The 23,273-nt window shown below is 66.4% G+C and carries 18 protein-coding genes and 1 pseudogene; 8 read left to right on the top strand and 11 right to left on the bottom strand.

The genetic code is table 11. The features are described 5' to 3' along the window. Positions 1-145: 145 nt before the first annotated feature. The 4 genes from Q0863_RS12295 to Q0863_RS12280 form a co-directional block, all read right to left on the bottom strand. Positions 146-934, bottom strand: coding sequence for a restriction endonuclease (locus Q0863_RS12295; protein ID WP_298578290.1), 789 nt, complete (start codon positions 932-934; stop codon positions 146-148). Positions 935-936: 2 nt separating this feature from the next. Beyond that, a complete protein-coding gene (locus tag Q0863_RS12290; protein WP_298578288.1) occupies positions 937-1,668 on the bottom strand; it encodes a phospholipase D family protein in 732 nt (243 codons plus the stop codon). 58 nt (positions 1,669-1,726) lie between these two features. Beyond that, positions 1,727-2,590, bottom strand: a complete 864-nt coding sequence (locus Q0863_RS12285; RefSeq protein ID WP_298578286.1) for a PIN domain-containing protein — start codon at positions 2,588-2,590, stop codon at positions 1,727-1,729. A 770-nt stretch (positions 2,591-3,360) separates the two neighbouring features. Next, the gene (locus tag Q0863_RS12280; RefSeq protein ID WP_298578284.1) at positions 3,361-3,729 is read right to left on the bottom strand and encodes a YajD family HNH nuclease; all 369 of its coding nucleotides are present in this window, start codon (positions 3,727-3,729) and stop codon (positions 3,361-3,363) included. Between the two features lie 414 nt (positions 3,730-4,143). Here Q0863_RS12280 and Q0863_RS12275 point away from each other — a divergent pair, with 414 nt between their 5' ends. After that, entirely contained in the window at positions 4,144-4,500 is a 357-nt protein-coding gene (locus Q0863_RS12275) for a nuclear transport factor 2 family protein (RefSeq protein WP_298578283.1), read from the top strand. A gap of 96 nt (positions 4,501-4,596) precedes the next feature. Here the strand turns inward: Q0863_RS12275 and Q0863_RS12270 are convergent, their stop codons facing one another. After that, positions 4,597-6,684 carry an alpha-L-arabinofuranosidase gene (locus Q0863_RS12270; RefSeq protein WP_298578282.1) on the bottom strand — a complete coding sequence of 696 codons (2,088 nt, stop codon included), beginning with the start codon at positions 6,682-6,684 and terminating at the stop codon, positions 4,597-4,599. 285 nt (positions 6,685-6,969) lie between these two features. Further along, positions 6,970-7,230, bottom strand: a complete 261-nt coding sequence (locus tag Q0863_RS12265) for a hypothetical protein (RefSeq protein ID WP_298579081.1) — start codon at positions 7,228-7,230, stop codon at positions 6,970-6,972. Between Q0863_RS12265 and Q0863_RS12260 the strand changes: the two genes are divergently transcribed. The 3 genes from Q0863_RS12260 to Q0863_RS12250 all read left to right on the top strand — a co-directional run bounded on the left by Q0863_RS12260 (position 7,114) and on the right by Q0863_RS12250 (position 9,297). Further along, positions 7,114-7,740, top strand: coding sequence for a transposase (locus Q0863_RS12260; RefSeq protein ID WP_298579002.1), 627 nt, complete (start codon positions 7,114-7,116; stop codon positions 7,738-7,740). The genes Q0863_RS12265 and Q0863_RS12260 overlap by 117 nt on opposite strands. 80 nt (positions 7,741-7,820) lie before the next feature. Next, a complete protein-coding gene (locus Q0863_RS12255) occupies positions 7,821-8,681 on the top strand; it encodes a sensor domain-containing diguanylate cyclase (RefSeq protein ID WP_298578281.1) in 861 nt (286 codons plus the stop codon). Positions 8,682-8,844: 163 nt separating this feature from the next. Then, complete coding sequence (locus Q0863_RS12250) at positions 8,845-9,297, top strand: hypothetical protein (RefSeq protein ID WP_298578280.1); 453 nt, start codon at positions 8,845-8,847, stop codon at positions 9,295-9,297. 388 nt (positions 9,298-9,685) lie between these two features. Here the strand turns inward: Q0863_RS12250 and Q0863_RS12245 are convergent, their stop codons facing one another. Next, complete coding sequence (locus Q0863_RS12245) at positions 9,686-10,156, bottom strand: hypothetical protein (RefSeq protein ID WP_298578278.1); 471 nt, start codon at positions 10,154-10,156, stop codon at positions 9,686-9,688. A gap of 360 nt (positions 10,157-10,516) precedes the next feature. On the opposite strand from Q0863_RS12245, the gene Q0863_RS12240 reads away from it, so the two are divergent. After that, on the top strand, positions 10,517-11,155 hold the full coding sequence (locus Q0863_RS12240; RefSeq protein WP_298578276.1) for a transposase: 639 nt from the start codon (positions 10,517-10,519) through the stop codon (positions 11,153-11,155). On the opposite strand, the gene Q0863_RS12235 is transcribed toward Q0863_RS12240, so the two are convergent. Both Q0863_RS12235 and Q0863_RS12230 read right to left on the bottom strand, forming a co-directional pair. Beyond that, the gene (locus tag Q0863_RS12235) at positions 11,127-11,495 is read right to left on the bottom strand and encodes a hypothetical protein (RefSeq protein ID WP_298578274.1); all 369 of its coding nucleotides are present in this window, start codon (positions 11,493-11,495) and stop codon (positions 11,127-11,129) included. The genes Q0863_RS12240 and Q0863_RS12235 overlap by 29 nt on opposite strands. Before the next feature lie 45 nt (positions 11,496-11,540). Continuing rightward, a complete protein-coding gene (locus Q0863_RS12230; protein WP_298578272.1) occupies positions 11,541-14,351 on the bottom strand; it encodes a DUF3427 domain-containing protein in 2,811 nt (936 codons plus the stop codon). A gap of 421 nt (positions 14,352-14,772) precedes the next feature. Here Q0863_RS12230 and Q0863_RS12225 point away from each other — a divergent pair. Next, positions 14,773-14,998: pseudogene (locus Q0863_RS12225) on the top strand (NAD(P)H-quinone oxidoreductase); the annotation flags it as partial. Between the two features lie 265 nt (positions 14,999-15,263). Here Q0863_RS12225 and Q0863_RS12220 read toward each other — a convergent pair. After that, on the bottom strand, positions 15,264-19,004 hold the full coding sequence (locus Q0863_RS12220) for a methylmalonyl-CoA mutase family protein (RefSeq protein WP_298578270.1): 3,741 nt from the start codon (positions 19,002-19,004) through the stop codon (positions 15,264-15,266). Between the two features lie 124 nt (positions 19,005-19,128). Then, on the bottom strand, positions 19,129-19,866 hold the full coding sequence (locus Q0863_RS12215) for an outer membrane beta-barrel protein (protein WP_298578268.1): 738 nt from the start codon (positions 19,864-19,866) through the stop codon (positions 19,129-19,131). Between the two features lie 281 nt (positions 19,867-20,147). Between Q0863_RS12215 and Q0863_RS12210 the strand changes: the two genes are divergently transcribed. Both Q0863_RS12210 and Q0863_RS12205 read left to right on the top strand, forming a co-directional pair. Then, complete coding sequence (locus tag Q0863_RS12210; protein ID WP_298578266.1) at positions 20,148-21,710, top strand: phospholipase D family protein; 1,563 nt, start codon at positions 20,148-20,150, stop codon at positions 21,708-21,710. Positions 21,711-22,100: 390 nt separating this feature from the next. After that, entirely contained in the window at positions 22,101-23,201 is a 1,101-nt protein-coding gene (locus Q0863_RS12205) for a Glu/Leu/Phe/Val dehydrogenase dimerization domain-containing protein (RefSeq protein ID WP_298578263.1), read from the top strand. Positions 23,202-23,273: the final 72 nt, after the last annotated feature.

Genomic DNA, 23,273 nt, shown 5'->3' with positions numbered 1-23,273 from the left:
GGCATTCCGATCGAGTCATGCTGCCGCCGTCTGGCCTGCCTCGACATTCCGCTTCTGCCCGAACGACCCATACACCGCGCAGAAATGGCAGCAGGAGCAAGAGATCCACTACACCTGGGCTGTACTCCTGCACGACATTCTCGGGTCAAGGCGCCAGATCGATCTCTGGCGTAGTTTCGCGCAGAATCTCCATGGATTCCCGGTTGCGACGCTCCCACTCCTCCATCGATATGGAGGGTTCGGCCATGTTGTGAGCCTTTGGGAGAGTTGCTGGCGGCGCCGCCTGGCTTGCCGGTAGTGAGCGGGAGGGTTCTGCCGCGGGCGGATTGGGCGCACGCCGTTCGTTCGTCCGCGGGTCGGAGCGAGAACACTGCCAGAGCATCAACGCGACCAGGAATGCCATGGCCACCACAGCCTTCGCACCGCTCTCTCCGTTCCGTTGCCGTCCCCGGCGGCGGCGCGCCGGAAGGTCCAGACCGTGCCCGACGGGTTCCCAGGTTTGTTCGGCGACCTCACAAGCCAGCTCGGGGAACCATCGGCGCACCTCGTCACCGTCGACAAGCGTCAGGCGGGGTTCGCGCTGGGCGCTGCTACGGGCGGCGTCGGTGAACTCCCCACTGTTGACCACAATGGCGCCGGTCGCAGCTTGGGTACACATGACGCCGATCAGCTCATGGCCCACATTGTGGGTCACCTGATAAGCGCTCTCGCGCTTGCACTGGACGACGATGTACTCGTCTCCGCGCCTCAGCTTGAGGTCGATGCCGCCGTCGAAGTGGGCGCCGCCGTGCCCCACCCGCTCGACGTCGTAGCCCTGGCGGCGATAGTGCTCGGCAACCCGGGCCTCGAAGGCTGCAGGATGCAGTCGCGCGAGCCTGTCGTCCCTGCGATTGCGAACGGGAGAACGCCCCTTCTGCCATCGATTGCCAGCCATCGTTAAACCGTGAAGCTCTCTGGCCAGAGGAAGTAAGGGCCAAAGCGCTGGCTCATCCGGAACTCGCCGCCTGCCTGCTTGCCCGCTTCGGTCAGGTAATGCTTGCCATCGCGCAGTTCCATCAGTCCGGCGGCAACCAGCCTGTCGAGCAGATCCTGTGTCTTGAGGCCCAGCTTGCGGGCCAGCTTCGATGATGTGAGCTTGGTGCCGTCGCCATCGCCGGACTCGCTTTCGCTGTCCGCAGACGCAGCGGGCTCTGACTCCACCGTCGGTTCGTCGCTGTGGGATACCCGCTCCATGGAGATCCGTACCTCATCGCTGATGCGGATGATCCGTTGTGCTTCGTCATAGGCATCCCGATAGAGCTCGGCGTCTTCCCCGCGCCGGATCAGGATGCCCATCTCGTTGTTGTTGACCTGGCTGAACTCGTAGAGGTTGAGACTGGTGACGATGCACAGTTCCTCATTGAGATAGCACTTCGCATGCAGGTTCTTGCAGAAGCTGGTACGGATATAGGACTGCTCCCGCAGCCAGGTGATCTCGGCAGGCTGCAGTTCGCTCTTGCCGTACACCATGCGAACGTCGATCTTCAGCCGGTTCTTGTCGGCGAGCAGCTCCTTTACCCGATCATTGAGCTTCAGGTACGGACTGATCAGGATCAGCCGATCCTTGGCATCCTTGATCAGTTCTTCGAGGAAGTAGTTGGTCGCGCTGGTGTTCAGGAATTTGGCCATCGTCGGTCCTGGTTGATTGTGGGGTGGCTACACATCACGCAGCCGCTCCCAAGGCAGCTCATCCGAGCCTGTACGACACCTTCGTGCCCTCGACAGAAATCAGCTTGCGATCCTTCAGGCTCGCGATCACCTGGGGCACGACGCGCGCACCCGGCGCAGGCGTGGCCCAAGCGTTGAGCGAGGACGTCAGCGTCTTGAGCGTGGCAGGCTTGGCATGCTTCAGGCCCTTGAGCCGATCGATGACCTGATCGGTGAACGCCGCCACGTCCGCCGCGACCGGTTTCGGCTGCGGCGCGGGAGCCGACGCGGGCAGCACGGTGACCTCGACGTTCTTCGAGCGCTTGGCAGGCGCTGGCGCGGCGGGCGCGACAGGCACGACAGACGGGACATGCACGACGGGCTTCGCAACCGCAGCGACCGTGGCCGGCTTGAGCGCCACCACATTGTCGCCAGCCGCGCGGACGGAGTTGTTGGCGGTGGTTTGGATCGACGCCGGGGCTGTGCCCTGCCCACCTGCAGCCGCAGGCACCGGGGGCGCTGCTGCCGCCACCTTGTTCGCGGCGTGAGCTGGCAGCGCCTTGATCCGGCGGCATCCGATCTGGAGCGTGCCGGACAGATGCCGCACCAGCGGATCGAAGCCGGTGTCGCCCGACACGATGGTGAACTTCGCCCCCGGGTGCCTCTGCGCCAGGTGGCCGATGTAGAACGCGATGTGGAAGTCGACCGCGTTCGGCCCGCTGCCCGAGATGCTCAGGTACTCGACGTCGGCGCCGAACGGCTGCAGCGCCCGGGTCAGTTCCACCGGCACCTTGTTCTGGTTCTGGCCGAGGAACAGCATGATCCGGCATCGGCCTGGCACCAGCCGCCCCACGCCGGTGGGCTGCACGTTCTCGAAATCGATCAGGAAGATTTCCAGGCTCAATCCATGGCCCCCTTTCGCCCCGGGGTGACTGTACCCGAGCTTCGCCGGGCATGGATGGCGTGGGTGCGGCACTTGTGACCGCGAGGCGGGTACGCGGAACGAGGCATCCAAAGCCGGCGGGGCCGACTGATCGGCTCGCGAGCACGGCATCCGCGACCGGTTGGACAAAATTTGTCCATCCGCCGGGCAAATAAGCCCGCGCGCCTCCCGAATCTCTCGACGCGCCGGCTTCCGGGGCCCGTCGTCGCCCCGATTTGCCCGGCGGGCGGGACTTTTCGGGCGGACGACGGGCCGAATTACCCGGCCGGCAGGGCTATTTGCCCCGGCTGCCGGGCAATTTGCTTCGCCCGCCGGCAGATTTCGCCGGGCGCCGGGAAGATTCGGGCGGCGCGCCGGCTGTTCCGGGCGACTGACCAGCAAAAAGGCCCCGCGAACGGGGCCTTGGAGGAGGCGCGATGCCCCGGAGCGGATCCTGCCCGCCCCGGGGTGCAGGCCACTACGCCGACGGCACGGCACTCGGACGCGCGCTGCGGCGCGCGAAGCGGGCGCCCAGGGCTTCGGCCCGAACAGGGTCAGGTGGAATTCTCCTGCGTTCCCGGCCGGCATCCGCCGACGCGCGCGAATCACTGCTGCCGAATGCGCGCCTCCCCATCCGGGACGAGGCTGGCGCCAAGGCCCGCCTGCCCCGCCTCGCGCCGTGGTGTTGCGCCCTTGCACGAAGCCGGGCTTGGCGAACTCGAGCATCGGCAGGACTGCCGTCGTCAGGCCACTCAGCCCTTGCGCTCGAGCAGGGCCTTCAGGTCGGCGAACGGACTGGCCTTGGCCGATACGGGCGCGTCTTCCGCGGCCAGTGCGCTGACACCGGTGTGGTCGACCAGGCGCGAATGCTCGTTGTCGTGACAGTACACGCACAGCAACTCCCAGTTGCTGCCGTCGGGCGGGTTGTCGTCGTGGTTGTGGTTGCGATGGTGGACCGTCAGCTCCTGCAGGTTGGCGCGGGTGAAATCGCGCGCGCAGCGGCCGCAGGTCCACGGATACATCTTCAGGGCGCGCTCGCGGTAGCCCTTCTCGCGCTGCGCCGCACTGCGACGCGCCTCGGCGACGATGCGGTCGAGCCTGGCGTTGTCGGGCGTGGACATGGTCGCGGAGATCCAGTGGGGACGACGGGAAAAGGGTAGCACTGGCGCGCTTGCCGCCAGCTTTGCCGGAGCCGGGGTCAGGCCCATTTCCCGGAAGCGGCGTCTGGCACTCCAGACACCCACGCGCAGCGGACTCCTCCGTCTCGCCCACTCCGGACGGTCGCCCATTCCCGAGGACGTGGACCTGGCCTCGTTGATGTCTGCCGACGTCGGGCCAGCACACCGTCCGTGTCGAACGACCCAGCCGACCCGGTCAACCCTCACCCCGCGATTTCGAGGTCGACACACCGTCCGCGCCGAAGAACCCGGCCGGGGAAGTGAACCTGATGACGAGGCTGTTTCCTTCCACCTGGTTTGACATGCCGATGATGATGGCCTCCCCAGACTGTTGGCTCCACGTCGCAGGAAGCCTCGATGACCCACGATCCGAGGTCTGTCCTCACCGCCGCCAACGATGCCGTCCGTCGCGGTGACCATGCGGGGTTTCTCGCCCACTGCACCGATGACGTGGTCTGGCGCTTCATCGGCGATCGCACCAACCAAGGCAAGCCCGCGATCAAGGACTACATGGACAAGACGTATGTCCATCCCCCGGAGTTCGATGTGGAACTGATGGTGGCGGATGACCGGCACGTGGTCGCCATCGGCCGGATTACGCTCACCGATGCCCCAGGCAGGCGTACCACGTCCGATTACGCCGATGTCTGGCGGCTGCGCGACGGCAAGCTGGCGGAACTGCGCGCGTTCGTCGTTGAGGCCGAGGGCGGCTGACGAACGGCGCCGCCCGTGCGCCCGCCGCGTCATCGGACAGCCCAGGGCGATGCGGCGGTCGTACCCGGGCAAGCGTCCGGGCACGGCCAACCGCGGTCAGGCGCGCTCGAATTGGTAGATCTCCACGCTGGCCGGGGCGATGGTCAGCGCGCCGGCCGAGGCGTCGAACGCCGACTCCGTCGCACCCACCCGCTCCGGCTCCCCAAGCGGGTTCTTCGCGTCCGGGCCGGGGCCGGTGAACTTCCAGCACCGTCCCGCTGCCTTGGGCCTGAAGCCCTGCAACGCGAGCGAGACGCTGTGCGGCGCTTCGGTGGCGTTGACCACGGCCACGGCCAGGGTCCTGCCATCGGCCGTCAGCGCCGCGGACACGTCCAGCGGGTACGTGTCGCCACCGGTGTTGACGCTGGGCTGGTCGCCACCGATCGGGTACTTCGGCGCGGGCGTGGGCACATTGCCGTTGACCGCCACCGGCACGGTGCCGAAACGCTCCTGGTAGAACTGGAACATCCGGCCCTTGATGCTGATCTGCGACCGCGTGCGGTCGAAGTTCAACCACCCGGTGGCCATGGTGAAGCCGGCCATCCCGATGAAGTCGGTGTGGCGGAAGAACTCGTGGAACGCGGCGGCGATCGCCAGGGCGCCCTTGAGGTCGTCCTCGAAATGGAAGGCCCATTCGTCGAAAAACACCTTGACGCTGCCCTTCTCCAGTTCCGGGAAGTGCTTCTTGTATTCCTCCCAGGCGTCGACCATCGTCCGGATCCGGTCGGGCATCTGGTGCGCCCACTCGTTGAGCGTCTGGGTGACGTCCACCAGCTTGCCGGTGGCCAGGTCGAAGCGCTTGTTCGCGGGCGGATAGGCGTGGGTGCCCAGCGCATCGAACCTGCCCCAGCTGTCCTTGAGCATGCCGTAGGCCCAGTCACGGTCTGAACCGACGTGCACCTGGGGCTGGCCGGCGATGAAGATGCCCTGCCCGGTCGTCATCTCGTCGACGAAACCGCCGGGGGCCACGATGTAGATGTCCGGGTCCACCTTGCGCATCGCGTCGACGAACAGGTTGTGCTTGACGGTGTACTGGTCGCGCGCCATGTGCCCGTACTGCCAGTGGCCGTACATCTCGTTGCCCACCGCCCAGTACTTGACGCCATAGGGCTCGCTGCGGCCGTTGGCCGCGCGCCGCGCGCCCCACTCGGACTCGGCGCTTCCGTTGACGTACTCGAGCAGCTGGGCGCCGGAGCGCGGATCGCCGAAGCCGGTGTTCACGCACCAGAACGGCTCGCACTCGATCAGTTCGCACAGCTGCAGCAACTCGTCCACGCCCACGTCGTTGGGCTGCACCGCGCTCCACACCGGGTCCATGATGGGCGGGCGCTTGTCGGGGTCGCCGATGCTGTCTTCCCAGTCGTGGGCGGAGATGAAGTTGCCGCCCGGCATCCGCAGGATGTGGCAGTTCATCTGCTTCATCAGCGCCACGGTGTCGGCGCGGAACCCGCGGACGTTATCGGCCGGCATCAGCGACACCGCACCCACGCCGAATCGGCCGCGGCCCTGGCCGACGATTTCCAGGCGGGCGTCGGTGGTGTCGATGCCGGGGTTGAAACTGAAGGTGCGCGTCTCCCACTTCGACGACGCGCGCACAGCCGTCGAGAGCGCCTCGCCGCCACTGCCTGGGACCAGCCTGACGGACACCGTCACGCCAGGATCGGCCCACACGACGATGCGGCCGTCGTAGGCGGTAGCGGATTTCAGTGCCAGGCCGTGCTGCACCATCCCCCGTTCCTGCGAACCGTCGAGGGTGACGACAGGACTGTGCTCGCCCACCCAGGCGCTTGCGGTGTCCAGGGAGATTGCCGACGCGGGTCCAACGGCCACCCACTTTTCGACGAAAGCGCTTGCGGCGCGTCCTTCCGTCGGCTTCTCCTCCCGCTGCGCCACGACGCCGTAATAGAACTTGCGGTCATCGAGCGTTTCGCTCCACAGGCTGTGGTTGATCAGGTTGCCGATGTGCTCGATGAAGCCGCCGTAGATCATCGGCGAAATCGGCGAACGCGCTGCCCCGGTATCGATCGTGGCCGCAATGCCACCGGATGCCGCGAAGACCGGCGGGATCCACGTCGCCGCGCCCAGCGCCGCCGAACCCAGCAACAGGTTGCGCCGCATCAGGTCCACCTTGTGTTGATGCTCCATCGGTCGTCGTCTCCAGCATGTTGGGGTTGCTGCGAGTACGGCACCAGGCCGGTGCCGCGCCCGCAAGCAGGGCATCGGCCCCGCGCCGGTTCAGCATAGCCGCGGCGCGCGACTGCGCCCCGGTCACAGCCATGCGGATCGCGCGTCGAAGCATGTCAATCTGGGCATGGCAGGGACATGCCAGAAAACGGGGGCGCGGACGGCGCTACGGCTGACGAGCCGGGTCAACTTTCCTGACAACGCCCTGCGACCAGACGGCGTCAGGTTCACTTTCTTCCTACGTTCTCACCCGGGATCGTCCCACGCGCGCATGCCACGATTGTCTGCGCCGCGAGCCCCTGAAAGCGCCAAGCTGGGTCCATGGCCCGCCTTCCCCGTCTGGACCTGCCCGGTGTTCCGCAGCACATCGTGCAGCGCGGCAACAACCGGCTGCCATGCTTCCTGGACGACGGCGACCGCCTGCGCTACCTCACGCTTCTTCGCGAAGCACTCAAGACAACTGGCGTGCACCTGCATGCCTACGTGCTGATGGACAACGACGTCCACCTGCTTGTCACTCCTCGCGCCGCGGGTGCTGTCGCCCGGATGATGCAGCGACTCGGCAGGCAGTACGTCGGTTCTTCAACGCTCGCCACCGACGGACCGGGACGCTCTGGTAAGGCCGCTACAAGGCCTGCCTGGTCGACAGCGAGTACTATATGCTGGCCTGCTACCGCTACATCGAACTACACCCCGTGCGCGCACGCACGGTCGAGGAACCGCCCAGTTGCCGCTGGTCCAGCTGTGCGGCGAACCTGGGAATGCGACCCCACTCCAGCCTCAACCCGCATGCCACCTGGCTCGCCCTTCGTGCGACCCCTGCCGAACGATCCGAGCGCTACAGAACCCTGCTTCTTGAATCGATCCGGGCGGCCATGCTGGACGAGATCCGCCTCTCCCTGCAGCAACAGCGTGCATGGGGCGGGACGACTTCCGCGCCATGGTCGAAGCCAAGACCCGTCGGTTCGCTGTGGTCAGACCAGCCGACCGCCCGCCCAGGGCGACCCTGCCGGCTAAGTGAACCTGACCCCGTTACTCCCTCGCGGACTCTGACATGCTGTTTGCCACCGCGTTTCCAAGCGACACCCTGTCCAGCGATGAATCCAACCCTGCCCCCGCTTACCGATGTGCTCAACCTGCTGCCCGACGCCGTCTGCGTGGTCGCCGAAGACGGCCGCTATCTTTACGTCAGCGCCGGCTTCGAGCGCATCCTGGGCTACCGGCCCGCTGACGTGCTCGGCCGGCCGGCCTTCGACTTCGTCCATCCCGAGGATCGCGAAGACACCATGCACCAGGCCGCCGGGGTCACCGCGGGGGCGATCCAGCGCCACTTCCGCAACCGCTACGTCCACAAGGACGGCCACATCGTGGACATGCAGTGGTCGGCCTGCTGGTACCCGGACTATCGCGTCCGCATCGGCGTGGGACGCGAGGCCACCGAGTTGCGCCGCATCGAAGCGGAGCTGGAGCATCTGGCCAGCCACGACACGCTGACCGGATTGCCCAACCGCCACCACCTGCAACAGGCGCTGACGAACGCGCTCGCGCATGCGCGGGCGAACGACGACGGGCTTGCGCTGCTCTATGTGGACCTGGATGGCTTCAAGGCGGCGAACGACCTGGGCGGCCACGACGCCGGCGACCGCATGTTGCAGGACGTCGCCGCCCGGCTGACGCAGGGGCTACGGCATGGCGACGTGGCCGCACGGATCGGCGGCGACGAGTTCGTGGTGGTGCTGCCCGGATGCAGGGATGCCGCTGCCGCTGGCCGTGTCGCCGACGCGCTGCGCAGCAGGCTGCGCCAGATCGATCATCTCGCCGGTCAGCCCTTCCAGCTCGATGCCAGCGTGGGCATCGCCTGCTTTCCCGGCGATGGCGACGACGTGGCCACCTTGCTCGCCCATGCCGACTGCGCGATGTATGCCGTCAAGCGGCGTTCGCGGGCGGACGCCGGGTAGCCAGCGTTCGGATCGGGAAGGTCGGACCATAAGCTCCCCGGCAAGCGGCCACCTCGGAAGTAGAGCCGCCGGCGTGGCGCCCTGCGGGGGCGGGTCCCTGTCCGATCTGTGCGGATCACATCGTTGTCGTCATTGCAGGGGTCAACAGCGATGGAGCAGGAACATGCGCATTGGAACCCCCTTCGTGTGGGCTTCCCTCCTCGCACTGACGCTTGTGGGCTGCGACAACACGCCGCCTCCCGTTGGCGACGATGGCATGGAGAAACGGATCGCGGCGCTGGAGAAAGCAACTGACGCGGCACAGGAGCAGAACCGCGACCTGAGGGCGAAGATGGGGGCCGCCCATGTGTTCGGACGTTCGCCGATTGGGGACTTCTTCGCCGCCCCCGAGTTCTGGGAATGCACCTACGACTCGAGCTGGTCCGACTGCTCCAAGGTCTGTTCTGATCAGACGAAGGCCGGCTCAGACAAGTGCAAAGCCGACCATCCCGAAGGACCGGACCGCGTGGCGTGCATCGAAAAGAACACCCAGACAGGCTCGACCTGCCTCAAGGCCTGTCCGGTGCAGATGTCGCCCATCAATACGTCCTCGTGCGGCGGGGCTGGACCCATGTGAGCGCCGCCGCAAACGCGGCCCGGTCGGTCGCCTCATGGACGGTACCCGCGGCGGATGGACAAAATTTGTCCATCCGCCGGGCAAATAAGCCCGCCCGCCGCCCGAATCGCCCGGCGCGCCGGCTTCAGAGGTCCGTCGCCGGGCCAATTTGCCCGGCGGGCGGGACTTTTCGAGCGAGCAACGGGCCGAATTGCCCGGCCGGCGGGCTTGTCGGCTCGGGCAGCCGAGCGATCTCGGTGGCCGGCCGGCAAATTTGGCCGGGCGACGGGAAGATTCGGGCGGCGCGCGGACTGTTCCGGGCGACTGGCCAACAAAAAGGCCCCGCGAACGGGTCCTTGGAGGAGCTGCGTGCAAGGGAGGGCCCTAGCCCACCCCAGCGCGCAAGTCGTCACCCTGCCGGCACGGCAACCGGACGGGCGCCGCGGCGCGCGAAACGGGCGCCCAGGGCTTCGGCGGCACCTTCCAGGCCGCGGTTGCGGCCGGAGACCTTCAGCAGGCCGTAGCCTTCGAGCGCGGTGTTCATCAGGTCGCTGCCCAGCGCCATTTCCGAGTCGGCCACGCGCTCGGTCAGGCGCTGCAGGCGGCTGAGCACCGGGCGCAGGCGGTCCATCGCCACCAGGTCGGCCTGGGCCTCGGGCAGGCCCAGCGCCGGCGGCACGATGTCGGGGTTCTGCTCCAGCACCGTCAGGGTCTGGCGCACGAAGGCCTCGGACTTGTCCCCCATCTTGGTGATCTGGCGGCGGGTGGCGTTGTCCAGCGCCAGCAGGCCGGACAAGCGGGATTCCAGGTCGGACAGTGCGGCGTTGACGGCGGCCACGTCCTCGTCGGACAGGGTGAGCGAGAGCAGGTTCTGGGTCACGGCGGTTCCTTCGCGTTCCATGTGAGTGGGTGCCCGGCGTGCGCCGGGCCCGTGCAAAGTGGCAAGGGGCGGAGGAGATGGGTGTCGGGAAACGATGCAAACGCGCGTAGGGAAAACCTGAAAACCGCGTCAGACTGGTCCCGCCCTCCTGCCCGAACGGGATCAGGTGCGGGAGGGATTGATCGCGACGGACGTGCGGCTGCACGCCTGCGTACTGGTGGACAACCACGTCCACCTCCTGGCCACGCTAAAACCCGGGTCAGAGTGGACTTTTCCGACGCTGTCCCGAGGGGTTCCCCCGACATCGGGCGATAGGCACAAGCGGCAGACTTCGCTCTCGCTCATCGCAAGGACGCGATCATGCCCCGCCAGCCCCGCATCGACCTGCCCGGAATCCCGCAACACATCGTCCAGCGCGGCAACGACCGCCAGCCCTGCTTCTTCGCAGACGTCGACTGCGTCCGCTACCTCCAGGACCTGCGACATCGCCGCCGGGAGTACTGCAGCGTGCATGCCTACGTGCTGATGACCAACCACGTGCATCTGCTGATCACGCCGATGGCCTCGGGACAGGTCGCCTGCCTGATGCAATCGCTAAGGCGCGGCTATGTGCGCTACATCAACAAACGCTATCGACGGACGGGGACGCTCTGGGAAGGACGCTACAAATCGTGCCCGGTCATGGACGACGACTATTTCCTCCGCTGCCAGCGATACATCGACCTCAACCCGTTGCGAGCGCGCAGGGTCGAGGATCCTGCCCACTACCGCTGGTCCAGCCACAGCGCCAACACCCACCCGCCCACCGACCCGCTGCACGCAGGCGCCCGCCCGTGCATCCCTGTCCCGCCGGTCCGTGTCACAGAGGGTCAAGCGGGATTTCGGCGACGGGGTGCACTGAAATGCAGGGATGGGGTGTCGGATTCTTCTGAACGATGGGTAGGAAGCAGCCTGCCCCGACCGGCCCTCGTTAAAGATCGCAATTCGGAGACAAGGTGACGTCCCACCTGCCCGCGGCCGACCGCATGCGGTTCACCATCACCTCAAGTAAACCCCACACAGGGAGCGTCGAGTCCTCTGCCTTGGTAAGCCGCAGCCCGGCGAACTCGTGGTAGGCGTGATCGAGATCCGACGGTCCCTCCCCGACAGACTCCCAGTGTTCTCCGCACAGCGATGGGACACCCACCTGCTCAGCAACGAACTGGTTACCCCATTCCAGAGACCGTCTAATTTCGGCCTCCGCCGCGTCATCGGTGCCCGCTAAGCGAAGCCGACCTGCCGTCGTGAAGTTGCCGGCGTCGCGATAGAAGTATTCGAAGATGCTGGATGGCTGCTCCATGACATGGCTCTCCTGTGTGGAAAACCAGCCTGGCCTGGCGCGGTCTCAGAGCTTGCGAATCTCTGGAGAGGGATCCACGACGCCTAACTGCGCCAGCACCGCCGCTGGTACAAGTTCCCGCAAGTCGAAGGTCACTCGCATCGGGCGGTCACCCTCAACTGCTACCACATCCACGACGCCCAGATATGTGGCCTTGCTGTGGGAGCCTCGCTGGACGAACAGATGCAAGGTATTGCCGCGTTGCCGATGTTCGATAATCTCCCGACCTGCGCTGTTGTCCTGCGCCTGCTGGTTCTTGCTCGTCCAAAGAAACTGGGAATCACCCATAAGCGCATTGACATACTGATGTCGCTCGACCGCCCCACTTGTATCGAGCTTGGTGATGATGACCGTGTGGCTGCCCTCTGTCTCGAAGCGAATCACGCCCTTGTTATGACGCGCTGGATCGTACTGGCTGCCGAAGTGGTTCACGATCTCCGGTCGGCTGTAGCTGCGATGCAACCCGAGGTCTGCAGGGCGTCGCAGAATGCCTCCGTGGCGAAGTCGGAAGTCGTTCTCTAGCGTGTATTGGAGGCGTCCTTCTACTTCGGGCAGCAAGCGGTCGCTCGGAATATCGCGCAAGACAGTGTCCACCAACCCTGTGTCGTCAAAGAGATCGCCTAGCTTGCGCTTCAGAGTTTCGGCGACCTTTGACTCCGCGAACGGCTTGTACTCGACTTGCCAGCGAGGAAACCGCTCGTAGAAGGCCTCATAGCCTGCAATCGGATCTTCGGGGCGGGCGCACATGCCCCAAAGCGCGGCGTACGGGTAAACGCGCTGCGCCTGCCAGTCCTTCTCCGCGGCCATCAACAGATCAAACGCTGGGCCACCTGCTGCGATCTGTCTCTCCCACGGCTCGCCATCACCAGCGGCCAATCGCAATCCGATCCAGCTACCGAATGCCGTGCGGACCTCGGAGGGCGTCGGCATCTCTGAGTCAGACAAGAGATCGACAAGCTGCGGCCTTGCGATGTCCAGCTCGCCCTTCAGGCGCGTGTAGGTGGCCAGACACACGTCTTTGCGGGAAGGGGCAAAACGCCGAACCTTCTCCAGAATCTCTACGGTGCGCGCATCCAGCACGATCTCGCAGCCCTCCGGTGGCGTGATGTCGAGCTCGCGTACGGTCGTCGGCCCTCGAGGTGCGGCCCTGTCGTTCAATGCATCGACTGCGAGCCACGCTGTGCGGTGGTGCCCAACGAAGTCGAGCACCGTGAGCACTTCCGAATGTGGGGTCAGCCGGAGTCCGCGGCCGAGTTGCTGGATGAAGATAGTGGCCGACTCGGTCGGTCGCAAGAATACGAGACAGTTGATCGCCGGGAGGTCCACACCTTCATTCAACACGTCCGCAACGAAGAGCCATTCCAGTGGATCCGATGGGTCTTGAAGTCGGGCGTAGATGGCCTCGCGGTCAGCGACGCTATCAGCACCGGTGACCGCGCATGCCTCAAGACCGCGCTTCATGAGCGCCTCCGCCATGTAGCGCGCATGCCGGACGCCTGCGCAGAACCCCACCGTTACGCGCTTCGGCCCATCAAAACCGCGAATCCGGCACTCTTCGAGCATGGCATCGACACGCGCCTCGACCATCAGCGCGACTTCTAGCTGCTCTGGATCAAAGCCGCTCCGCCATGGAATGGCGCTGTAATCGACGCTGTCGTCGGAGATCCCGAAATAGTGGAACGGCAGCAACCAGCCGCGATTGATTGCTTCGACAAGCCGTACTTCGTACGCGACGTTGTAGTCGCAGAGGGCCAGCACGTCGTGTCCATCTTGCCGCTCCGGCGTGGCCGTCAAGCCCAGCAGGAAGCCAGACGTCACCTGATCGATAAGCGCGCGGTAGGAGTTGGCCGCTGCATGGTGGAATTCGTCCACGACGATGTAGTCGAAGTGACGCGTCAGCAGCGCGGCACTGTTGCTCGCAGAGCTAACCGTCGCGAACACAAAATCGGCCTCAATCTCGGCCTGCCCGCCATAGAGCTCCCCGAAGACGCGGCTGTCGCCGAACACCTGTTGGAAGGTGCGCTGCGCCTGAGTCAAGTGTTCCAGCCGATTGGACAGGAACAGCAGTGACCTCGCGTTGCGCGCCCTTGCGTCGAAGGCGGCAAGAAACGTCTTCCCAATGCCTGGTGCCGCGACGACTGCAGCACGTCGTTCACCGCTCTCTCGCAACTCCTTCAAGCGATCGAGCGCCTCCGCCTGAGCGGCGTTCGGTCGGACATGGGCGACGTAGGTGCCTCGCGCGTCCAGCAAGGACCGCCCAATCGGCGGACCCAGTGAGATTTGCTTGGGGATGGTTCTTTCGTAGGCTTCGATCAGGTCCATGGTCAGCGGCACTGCATCGTCGCGAGACCACAATTGCTCGAAGAGTCTCTGTGCAGCCGAAACCTCAACTGCTCCCACGTGACGTAAATTGGCTTCGATGTTGGTGGACAGCCCCCCCTTTGTGAAGTTCGACGAGCCCACCCAGCATTCGGACGGCTCGTGAGTGACGTACATCTTCGCGTGGAAGCCTTGGCTCTTCAGTCCTTCCGAACATGCGAGGTGCAAACGTGCGGTCACGTTCGGAAATCCAAGCACGGCACGCAGTGCGTCAGGCTGCGTCACACACATGTAGGTCGAGACAAGAAGGCGCAGAGACCCTCCGCGTTGCTCGAAATCTCTAAGGTCATCCGCCACCAACCCAAGGCCGCTATAGCGGAAGAACGACACGGCGATCGAGACGTCACGCGCGGAGCGAAATGCACCACGGACGACGTCAAGCATCCGACGTTGGCCTGGCAGGTTGCCGACAATGATTTCAGACGTTTGGGTTGGCATGTGTGTGGATCTAGCGATCAGCATTAGTCAGAGTTGCACGGTGAAGCTGACGCGCACGCGGGCGGTTAGACCGGAGGACCCCTGCTTCTCTAGCGTTAGGCCGCCAGGATATCTCTTCGCTTCATGTGTCCGCACGCCTTCCCCGCCATGGACGCCTGCCGCCGTTACCCGCATCCGGTGCGGTGGACGCCGAGGTAGCGCGCGCGATGCGCGCGACCGCTGCGCGCGGGTTGGCGATCGCGATCATCACGATGGCCGCGTCGGTCCACTGCGGCTCCCAGCGTGAACTCCTGCTCCAAGCCGGCTGTACCCCGTCACGGCATCATGGTCATCCCGATATGCGGAGAAACACCATGATGCATGCCGTCGCCATCGAGGGCGGCGCCGGCCCGGCCTCGGCCCTGCACCTGGTAGAGGTGACATCGCCGCCCAGGGCGGCGGCACTTTGGAAGTCCCGGTGCTGGCGCTGATGCAGAAGCGCGCCGTGCTGACCGGCTCCACCCTGCGGCCGCGCAGCGCCGACGCGAAAGGCGCGACTGGCGGCCGAAGTGGAGCGCGTGACCTGGCCGTGGATCGAACAGGGCCGGGTGCGCGCTGTGGTGGACCGGACCTTCCCGCTGGCCCAAGCCAGCCAGGGGCACGCGTAGCTGGAGAGCGGGCGGCATACGGGCAAGGTGGTGCTGGTGACAGCGCCGGTGAGTGAACCTGCTCTGCTTATTCCTTTTCCCGGTTCGACATGGATGTTGGCAGGCGCCGCGCGGTATCTGGACCTGCATTTCTGGTGTGGAATCCCGCAGAAGCTCGATCGCCGCATCGGGCCTTGCGGCGCGGGAACTGCCCGAAGTCTCCGTGCTAAGACAAGAGCGAGCAGAGAATTCCGCTCTAGCAACTCCTACGTGCTGGTCCACAAATTCACATATTCCTTCGATACTCCCCACCCACGTCATACAGCGCGTGGCTGATCTGCCCCAGGCTGTGTGTCTTCACCGCCTCGACCAGCGCTTCGAACACGTTGCGGCGTTCGCGCGCGGTCTGCTGCAGGTAGCCCAGGCCGCGGCCGTCGCTCGGTTCGGTGGCCGCGGCGGCATCGTCTTCCACCGCGTGGCTGTGTTCGGTCTCCCCGACCGGCGCCAGCACGTTGCGTGACTGCTGCCACAGGCGCACGTTCTCGATCTGCTGCCCCTTCTCTTCCTCCGTCGACCGGATCAGCTCGATCTCCGTCGCCACCTCGCCCGCATGCTCCTTGGGCAGGAAGGTGTTCACGCCCACCAGCGGCAGCGAGCCGTCGTGCTTCCTGTGCTCGTAGTACAGCGACTCTTCCTGGATCTTGCCGCGCTGGTACATGGTGTCCATGGCGCCCAGCACGCCGCCGCGCTCGCTGATGGCCTCGAACTCCTTGTAGACGGCCTCTTCGACCAGGTCGGTGAGGTAGTCCACCGCGAAGCTGCCCTGCCAGGGGTTCTCGATGAAGTTGAGGCCCAGCTCCTTGTTGATGATCATCTGGATGGCCACGGCGCGGCGCACGCTTTCTTCGGTGGGCGTGGTGATGGCCTCGTCGTAGGCGTTGGTGTGCAGGCTGTTGCAGTTGTCGAACAGCGCGTACAGCGCCTGCAGGGTGGTGCGGATGTCGTTGAACTGGATCTCCTGCGCGTGCAGTGATCGTCCGCTGGTCTGGATGTGGTATTTCATCATCTGGGACCGTTCGTTGGCGCCGTAGCGCTCGCGCATGGCGCGCGCCCAGATGCGGCGGGCGACGCGGCCGATGACGGTGTACTCCGGGTCCATGCCGTTGGAGAAAAAGAACGACAGGTTGGGCGCGAAGTCGTCGATCCGCATGCCGCGCGCGAGGTAGTACTCGACGATGGTGAAGCCGTTGCTCAGGGTGAAGGCGAGCTGGCTGATCGGATTCGCCCCGGCCTCGGCGATGTGGTAGCCGGAGATCGACACCGAATAGAAGTTGCGCACGCCGTTGTCGACGAAGTACTGCTGGATGTCGCCCATCATGCGCAGGGCGAACTCGGTGCTGAAGATGCAGGTGTTCTGGGCCTGGTCCTCTTTCAGGATGTCGGCCTGCACGGTGCCGCGCGCGGTGGCCAGGGTCTCGGCCTTGATGCGGGCGTAGGTCTCGGCGTCCACCAGCTGGTCGCCGGTCATGCCGAGGAAGGCCAGGCCCAGGCCGTCGTTGGTGGGCGGGAGCTCGCCGTGGTAGCGGGGGCGCTCGCGGCCTTCGAAGAAGGCGTCGATCTTTTGCTGCGCCTCGTTCAAGCGGGCGTCGTCGGCCTTGAGGTACTTCTCCACCTGCTGGTCGATGGCGCAGTTCATGAACATGGCCAGGATCATCGGCGCCGGGCCGTTGATGGTCATCGACACGCTGGTGGTGGGCGCGCACAGGTCGAAGCCCGAATAGAGCTTCTTCATGTCATCCAGCGTGGGGATGTTGACGCCGGAGTTGCCGATCTTGCCGTAGATGTCGGGGCGCGGGGCCGGGTCTTCGCCGTAGAGGGTGACGCTGTCGAAGGCGGTGGACAGGCGCGCGGCCGGCTGGCCGACGCTGAGGTAGTGGAAGCGGCGGTTGGTGCGCTCGGGCGTGCCCTCGCCGGCGAACATGCGGATCGGGTCTTCGCCGGTGCGGCGGTAGGGGTAGACGCCGCCGGTGTAGGGGTAGCTGCCGGGGAGGTTTTCCTTAGCCAGGAAGGTGAGCAGCTCCCCCCAGGACTTGTAGGTGGGGGCGGCGATCTTGGGGATCGGCTGGTGGCTGAGCGACTGGCGGTAGTTCTCGACACGGATGGCCTTGTTGCGGACCTGGTATTCGGTGGCTTCGTCGGTGATGGATTTCAGGCGCTGGGGCCAGGTGCGCAGGTTGCGCAGGTTCTCGGCGGTGAGGGCCTGGATGGCGTCGTTGTAGCGCTGGCGGAGGGTGAGGAGGGAGCGGTCCGTGGGGAAAGCCTGGCCCCCATCCCCCGCCTCGCGGGGACTTCCCCCGCCTTGCGGGGGAAGAGGCGGTTGCGGGAGAAGATCGTCGGCGTGGTACAGATCCAGCGCCTTCGGCAGCTTCGGGTCTTCGAGTTCCTGCAGCGACTGCCAGAACGACTGGGCGCGGTCGGCGGCTTCGGCTTGGCGTTCGATGGAGGCGTTGATCGCCCTGCCCTGCTCGGCGATCTCCGCGAGGTAGCGCACGCGGGCGCCGGGGATCAGCACGGTGGCGCGGGGTTCCTTGAGCGAGGTGTCGATCTGCGGGTTGAAGTCGCAGCGGGGGGAAGCAAAACCGGGGTCAGAGTCGACTTTCCGCTCCCTGCCAGCCGACGTGTCGTGTTCCGGGGAAAGTCGACTCTGACCCCGGTTTTCCTTCTCCCGCAGCAGGCGGCACAGGTTGGCGAACATCCAGCTGATGCCGGGGTCGTTGAACTGGCTGGCGATGGTCGGATAGACGGGCACGTCCTCGTCGGCCATCTGGAAGGCGACGCGGTTGCGCTTCCACTGCTTGCGCACGTCGCGCAGGGCGTCTTCGGCGCCGCGCTTGTCGTACTTGTTGAGCACGATCAGCTCGGCGAAGTCGATCATGTCGATCTTCTCCAGCTGGCTTGCCGCGCCGTAGTCGCTGGTCATCACGTACATGGGGAAATCGACCAGGTCCACGATCTCCGAATCGCTCTGGCCGATGCCGGCGGTTTCCACGATCACCAGGTCGAAGCCCAGGCCGCGCAGGAAGCCCACGCAGTCCTTGAGCACGGCGTTGGTGGCCACGTTCTGGCGGCGGGTGGCCATCGAGCGCATGTAAACGCGGTGGCTGCGCAGCGAATTCATGCGGATGCGGTCGCCCAGCAGCGCGCCACCGGTGCGACGGCGGGTGGGATCGACCGAGACCACCGCGATGCGCATCTGCGGGAAGTGGGCCAGGAAGCGGTTGAGCAGCTCGTCGGTGACCGAGGACTTGCCGGCGCCGCCGGTGCCGGTGATGCCGACCACTGGCGTGGTCGGACGGGATTGGGGATGACCAGCCTTCGGCTGTTGAGAAGCGTGGGGGATTGGGGATTCGGAAGAGCGCGGGTTCCCCCAGCTCTTGCGTAGCAGGGCGAGTTCGGCTTCGGAGAAGACGCCGTCTTCGATGGCACTCAGCATGCGGCCGATGCCGATCTCGTCGTCGATCGAGGGCGCCTGCCCCCTTACCGAATCCCCAATCCCGACTCCCGAATCCCGCGCCGCGCTCACGCGGCGCACCACGTCCTCGATCATCTCCACCAGGCCCAGCTTCATGCCGTCGTTGGGGTGGTAGATGCGCTCGACGCCGTAGGCCTCCAGTTCGCGGATCTCCTCGGGGGTGATGGTGCCGCCGCCGCCGCCCACCACGCGGATGTGGCCGGCGCCGCGCTCGCGCAGCATGTCGACCATGTACTTCATGTATTCGACGTGGCCGCCCTGGTAGCTGGACAGGGCGATGCCGTCGGCATCCTCCTGCAGCGCGGCGCGCACCACGTCCTCCACGCTGCGGTTGTGGCCGAGGTGGATGACTTCCGCACCCTGGGCCTGGATCAGCCGGCGCATGATGTTGATCGCCGCGTCGTGGCCGTCGAACAGGCTGGCGGCGGTGACGAAGCGCAGCGGGGTGGCGGGCTGGGCCGTGGCGACGGTGGGGGAACTGGCCGGCTGGTTCATGCGTGGGGCACCGAAAAACACGTGACCCGTGATTCTAGTTGGTTGCAGCGGAAACCGGCATTTCCGCCGCGGGCCGTGTCGCACCCCCGCCGGACCTGTGCGGGTCCGGCGCGGCGCTGGCTGTTCAGAAGCGGAACTCGCCCCCGAACAGCAGCGTGTCGGCGCGGTCGGCGTCGTAGTACAGCTCGTCGTCCTGCCAGTACAGCTCGTTGAAGTAGACGTAGCTGGTGTAGGTGAGGCTGAGGCTGAAGTGGCGTCCGATGTCGGCGCCCAGGCCCAGGCCCACGTAGCCGCCATCGACGTCGGCGCGCTGGTCGCCGTCGTTCACGCTCGCGTCCGCGGCCCAGTAGCCGGCGCGGACCAGCGCGTACACGGGGCTGTGGCGGCCGAAGTTGAAGCGGCCATTGAAGCCGATGCTGGCGAAATCGACCGGGTCGTAGCGCCAACCGCCGTCGGTCTCGCCCGAGAGCTTGCCGGCCGCGACTTCCACGCCCAGCAGCGCCACCGGACCGGCCTGCCAGCGGTAGCCGGCGCTGAGCTGGCGCGCGGACTGGTCGACGTCCTCGTACACCCAGCCCTTGCCGGCCGACACGCCGATGAAGGCGCCGCCGCGGCCTTCTTCGTAGGCGGGCGTGCGGTAGGACGATTCCTGCGCTGGCGCGGCCTGCCAGGCCTGCGGCGGCATCGCGGCATCGCCGGTCGGCTGCGGAACCGCCGTGTCCGGCACGCGCTTGGCCGGATCCTGCTCTCCCTGTTGCGGCTGCCACGGCTGCACAGGCTTGTTCTGCGCCTGCACGCCGCCGGCCAGGCACGCGCCCACGACCATGGCGGCGATCGCGCCGCGCGAATTCATTCGTTCCATGTTGTCCCCTGTTGGTGGATATCCATCCGCGCCGGTTGGCGCGTGTCCCGCGGTGGCCGATATCGGCCGCGCGGGCCGGATCTGCACCATGCGCCGGCGGATGGTGCCGGCCGCCCCTGCATGCGGGCCGCGGAGATTGGAGGCGGCGCCAGCGGACGTCAAGGCGACGGCATCGCCCGCCGGCGCAGGACAGGCCCGCGGCCGCTCCGTTCAGACTGGCCACGCGACCGTGGCGGGCCGCGCCCTACAATGGCCGCACTGACGGCAGGGGGATCGAGCGGATGCTGACGCGGGCCAGGCGCATCGCGGTGTGGGGCCTGTTCTCACTGGTGTTGCTGGTGGGCAGCGGCGTGCTGCTCGCCGACCGCCTGATGCCGCCGGCCACCGGGCTGCCCGGCTTCGCGCTGCCGGTGGTGCCGGGGCAGACGCCGCTGGACCAGGAGCTCGAGCCCCTGCTGGCGCGCCATCCGGGCAAGACCGGGGCGATCCTGCTGCCCGACGGCCTGGATGCCTTCGCCTCGCGCGCGATGTCGGCGCGGCAGGCCGGGCGCAGCCTGGACCTGCAGTACTACATCTGGCACGACGACCTCACCGGCCACCTGCTGATGTACGAGGCCTGGAAGGCGGCCGAGCGCGGCGTGCGCGTGCGCCTGCTGCTGGACGACATCAACACCTCCGGCAAGGACGCGGCGCTGCTGGCGCTGGACGCGCACGAGAACATCGAGATCCGCGTGTACAACCCGTTCCGCAACCGCGACGGCGTGGGGCGCGTGATCGAGATGATCCAGCGCATGTTCTCGATCACCTACCGCATGCACAACAAGGCCTGGATCGCCGACGGCCAGGTGGCGATCGTGGGCGGGCGCAACATCGGCATCGAGTATTTCGATGCGCACAACGAGACCAACTTCCGCGACCTGGACGTGCTGCTGTTCGGCCCGGCCGTCAGCCAGGCCAGCGACATCTTCGACAACTTCTGGAACAGCGACGCGGTGGTGCCGATCGCCCAGCTCAACCGCAAGCCGCGGCAGAAGCTCGAATCGGTGCTGGCCGGCATCAAGGAGGAGGCCGGCGGCCGCGTCGCCCGGCGCTACCTCGACCGCGTGGACCTGTCGAACAACGTGCGCGCCTACCTGGCGCAGCAGCTCACGCCGTACTGGAGCGACCGCATCCGCGTGATCTCCGACCCGCCGCTGAAGTGGAAGGACAACCCGCCGGGCGAATACCTGGTGGCCGAGCTGTTCGACGTGGTGCGGAAGACGCAGCACAAGGCGCTGCTGATCTCGCCCTACTTCGTGCCCGGTGACGAGGGCGTGGCGGCGCTGGCCGCGCTGGTGCGCGAGCGCGACGCGCACGTGGGCGTGATCACCAATTCGCTGGCGGCCAACGACGTGGTCGCGGTGCACGGCGGCTATGCCAACTACCGCAAGGACCTGCTGCGCACCGGGGTGAAGCTGTACGAGATGCGGCCGCAGGTGACGCGGTCCGATTCCAGCCTGTTCGGCAGCAGCGGCGCCAGCCTGCACACCAAGGCCTTCGTGGTGGACGACCGCTATGGATTCATCGGTTCGTTCAACATCGATCCGCGCTCGATCGACCTGAACACGGAGATGGGCGTGCTGTTCGACGACGTGGCGCTGGCCGTCGCGCTGCGCGAGGAGTACCTGCGGCTGTCGGGGGGCGGGAAGAGCTACTGGGTGTACCTGGACGAGGAGGCGCGGCTGCGCTGGCTCGACCGCGCCGAGGAACCGCCCGTGGTGCTCGAGCACGAGCCCGAATCGGGCCTGTGGCCGCGCGCGATGGCGCGCGTGGTGGGTTGGCTGCCGGTGGAATCGCAGCTTTAAGGGCTGACGGCGGCGGAGAGTGGGCGGGTGCGATCCGCGCCACGCCCCGGGCGCGTTCCGGCTGGCCTCCGCGCGCGACCGGGAGTTGTCCGGCGCGGGACAGTCGCGGGCCGCAACTAGCGTCGCCATACCCCACCGCACGCACGCAGTCCCCGGCCCGTCGCCATTCCTCGCGGGCCGCGACGGCGGCCCGGGCGTGGATCTTCACGGGCGTTCTTCACGCCACGGGCGCCCGCGGGCAATTCCCGGGAGAGGGGCGTAGAATGCCGCGCCTGTCACGCCAGCATGGCCCGCTACGCGGGCCGTTTTCACACCTAGAAGTCTCCTTTTCTCCAACCTGATCAAGGGGTCCGCACGCATACGCGCGGCGCCCGCGACGGAGTGTTATCCATGATCTTCGAACAGCTTGCGACCTATGGCCACGAACAGGTCGTGTTCTGCCACAACCCGGACGTCGGCCTGAAGGCGATCATCGCCATCCACAACACCGTGCTGGGTCCGGCACTGGGCGGCACCCGGATGTGGCCGTACCAGAACGAGCAGGAAGCGCTGGACGACGTGCTGCGCCTGTCGCGCGGCATGACCTACAAGAACGCGGTGGCCGGGCTGAACCTGGGCGGCGGCAAGGCGGTGATCATCGGCGATCCGGCCAAGGACAAGTCCGAGGCGCTGTTCCGGGCGTTCGGCCAGTTCGTCGACTCGCAGGGCGGCCGCTATATCACCGCCGAGGACGTGGGCATCGACGTCAGCGACATGGAGTTCGTGTACCGCGAGACGCAGTTCGTCACCGGCGTGCACCAGGTGCATGGTGGTTCGGGCGATCCTTCCCCGTTCACCGCCTACGGCACGCTGCAGGGCCTGATGGCCACGCTGAACCGCAAGTTCGGCGACGAGGAAGTGGGCAAGTACAGCTATGCCGTGCAGGGCCTGGGCCACGTCGGCATGGAGTTCGCCAAGCTGCTGCGCGAGCGCGGCGCCAAGATCTTCGTCACCGACATCAACCAGCAGCGCGTGGACCAGGCGGTGAGCGAACTGGGCGCCGAGGCCGTGGGCCTGGACGAGATCTACGACGTCGACGTGGACGTGTATTCGCCCTGCGCGCTGGGCGGCACCGTCAACGAGAAGACCCTGCCGCGGCTGAAGGCCAAGGTGATCTGCGGCGCGGCCAACAACCAGCTGGCGACCAATGCCATCGGCGACGAGGTCATGCGCCGCGGCATCCTGTACGCGCCGGACTACGCGGTGAACGCCGGCGGCGTGATGAACATCTCGCTGGAAATCGACGGCTACAACCGCGAACGCGCGATGCGCATGATGCGCACGATCTACCACAACCTCGGCCGCATCTTCGAGATCGCAGACCGCGACGGCATCCCCACCTACCAGGCCGCCGACCGCCTGGCCGAGGAGCGCATCGCGACCATCGGCAAGCTCAAGCTTCCCATGGGCCGCGGCACCCCGCGCTTCCAGGGACGCGTGCGCGGGAGCTGACGGCGCGCAGGCAGTCGCGCCCCGGCGCCGCCGCCTGGACTTCGCTGTGGGAGCGACCTTGGTCGCGAAGCC

The sequence above is a fragment of the uncultured Luteimonas sp. genome, assembly GCF_947492465.1.
GTDB lineage: Bacteria > Pseudomonadota > Gammaproteobacteria > Xanthomonadales > Xanthomonadaceae > Luteimonas.
This window is presented reverse-complemented; position numbering and strand designations above follow the sequence as displayed.

Bases quoted from the DNA above. Each gene is read 5' to 3' on its own strand.
- Q0863_RS12220 (WP_298578270.1), bottom strand. From the start codon at position 19,004: ATGAACCAGCCGGCCAGTTCCCCCACCGTCGCCACGGCCCAGCCCGCC.
- Q0863_RS12280 (WP_298578284.1), bottom strand. From the start codon at position 3,729: ATGTCCACGCCCGACAACGCCAGGCTCGACCGCATCGTCGCCGAGGCG.
- Q0863_RS12235 (WP_298578274.1), bottom strand. From the start codon at position 11,495: ATGGAGCAGCCATCCAGCATCTTCGAATACTTCTATCGCGACGCCGGC.
- Q0863_RS12255 (WP_298578281.1), top strand. From the start codon at position 7,821: ATGAATCCAACCCTGCCCCCGCTTACCGATGTGCTCAACCTGCTGCCC.
- Q0863_RS12295 (WP_298578290.1), bottom strand. From the start codon at position 934: ATGGCTGGCAATCGATGGCAGAAGGGGCGTTCTCCCGTTCGCAATCGC.
- Q0863_RS12230 (WP_298578272.1), bottom strand. From the start codon at position 14,351: ATGCCAACCCAAACGTCTGAAATCATTGTCGGCAACCTGCCAGGCCAA.
- Q0863_RS12205 (WP_298578263.1), top strand. From the start codon at position 22,101: ATGATCTTCGAACAGCTTGCGACCTATGGCCACGAACAGGTCGTGTTC.
- Q0863_RS12240 (WP_298578276.1), top strand. From the start codon at position 10,517: ATGCCCCGCCAGCCCCGCATCGACCTGCCCGGAATCCCGCAACACATC.
- Q0863_RS12215 (WP_298578268.1), bottom strand. From the start codon at position 19,866: ATGGAACGAATGAATTCGCGCGGCGCGATCGCCGCCATGGTCGTGGGC.
- Q0863_RS12275 (WP_298578283.1), top strand. From the start codon at position 4,144: ATGACCCACGATCCGAGGTCTGTCCTCACCGCCGCCAACGATGCCGTC.
- Q0863_RS12250 (WP_298578280.1), top strand. From the start codon at position 8,845: ATGCGCATTGGAACCCCCTTCGTGTGGGCTTCCCTCCTCGCACTGACG.
- Q0863_RS12210 (WP_298578266.1), top strand. From the start codon at position 20,148: ATGCTGACGCGGGCCAGGCGCATCGCGGTGTGGGGCCTGTTCTCACTG.
- Q0863_RS12290 (WP_298578288.1), bottom strand. From the start codon at position 1,668: ATGGCCAAATTCCTGAACACCAGCGCGACCAACTACTTCCTCGAAGAA.
- Q0863_RS12270 (WP_298578282.1), bottom strand. From the start codon at position 6,684: ATGGAGCATCAACACAAGGTGGACCTGATGCGGCGCAACCTGTTGCTG.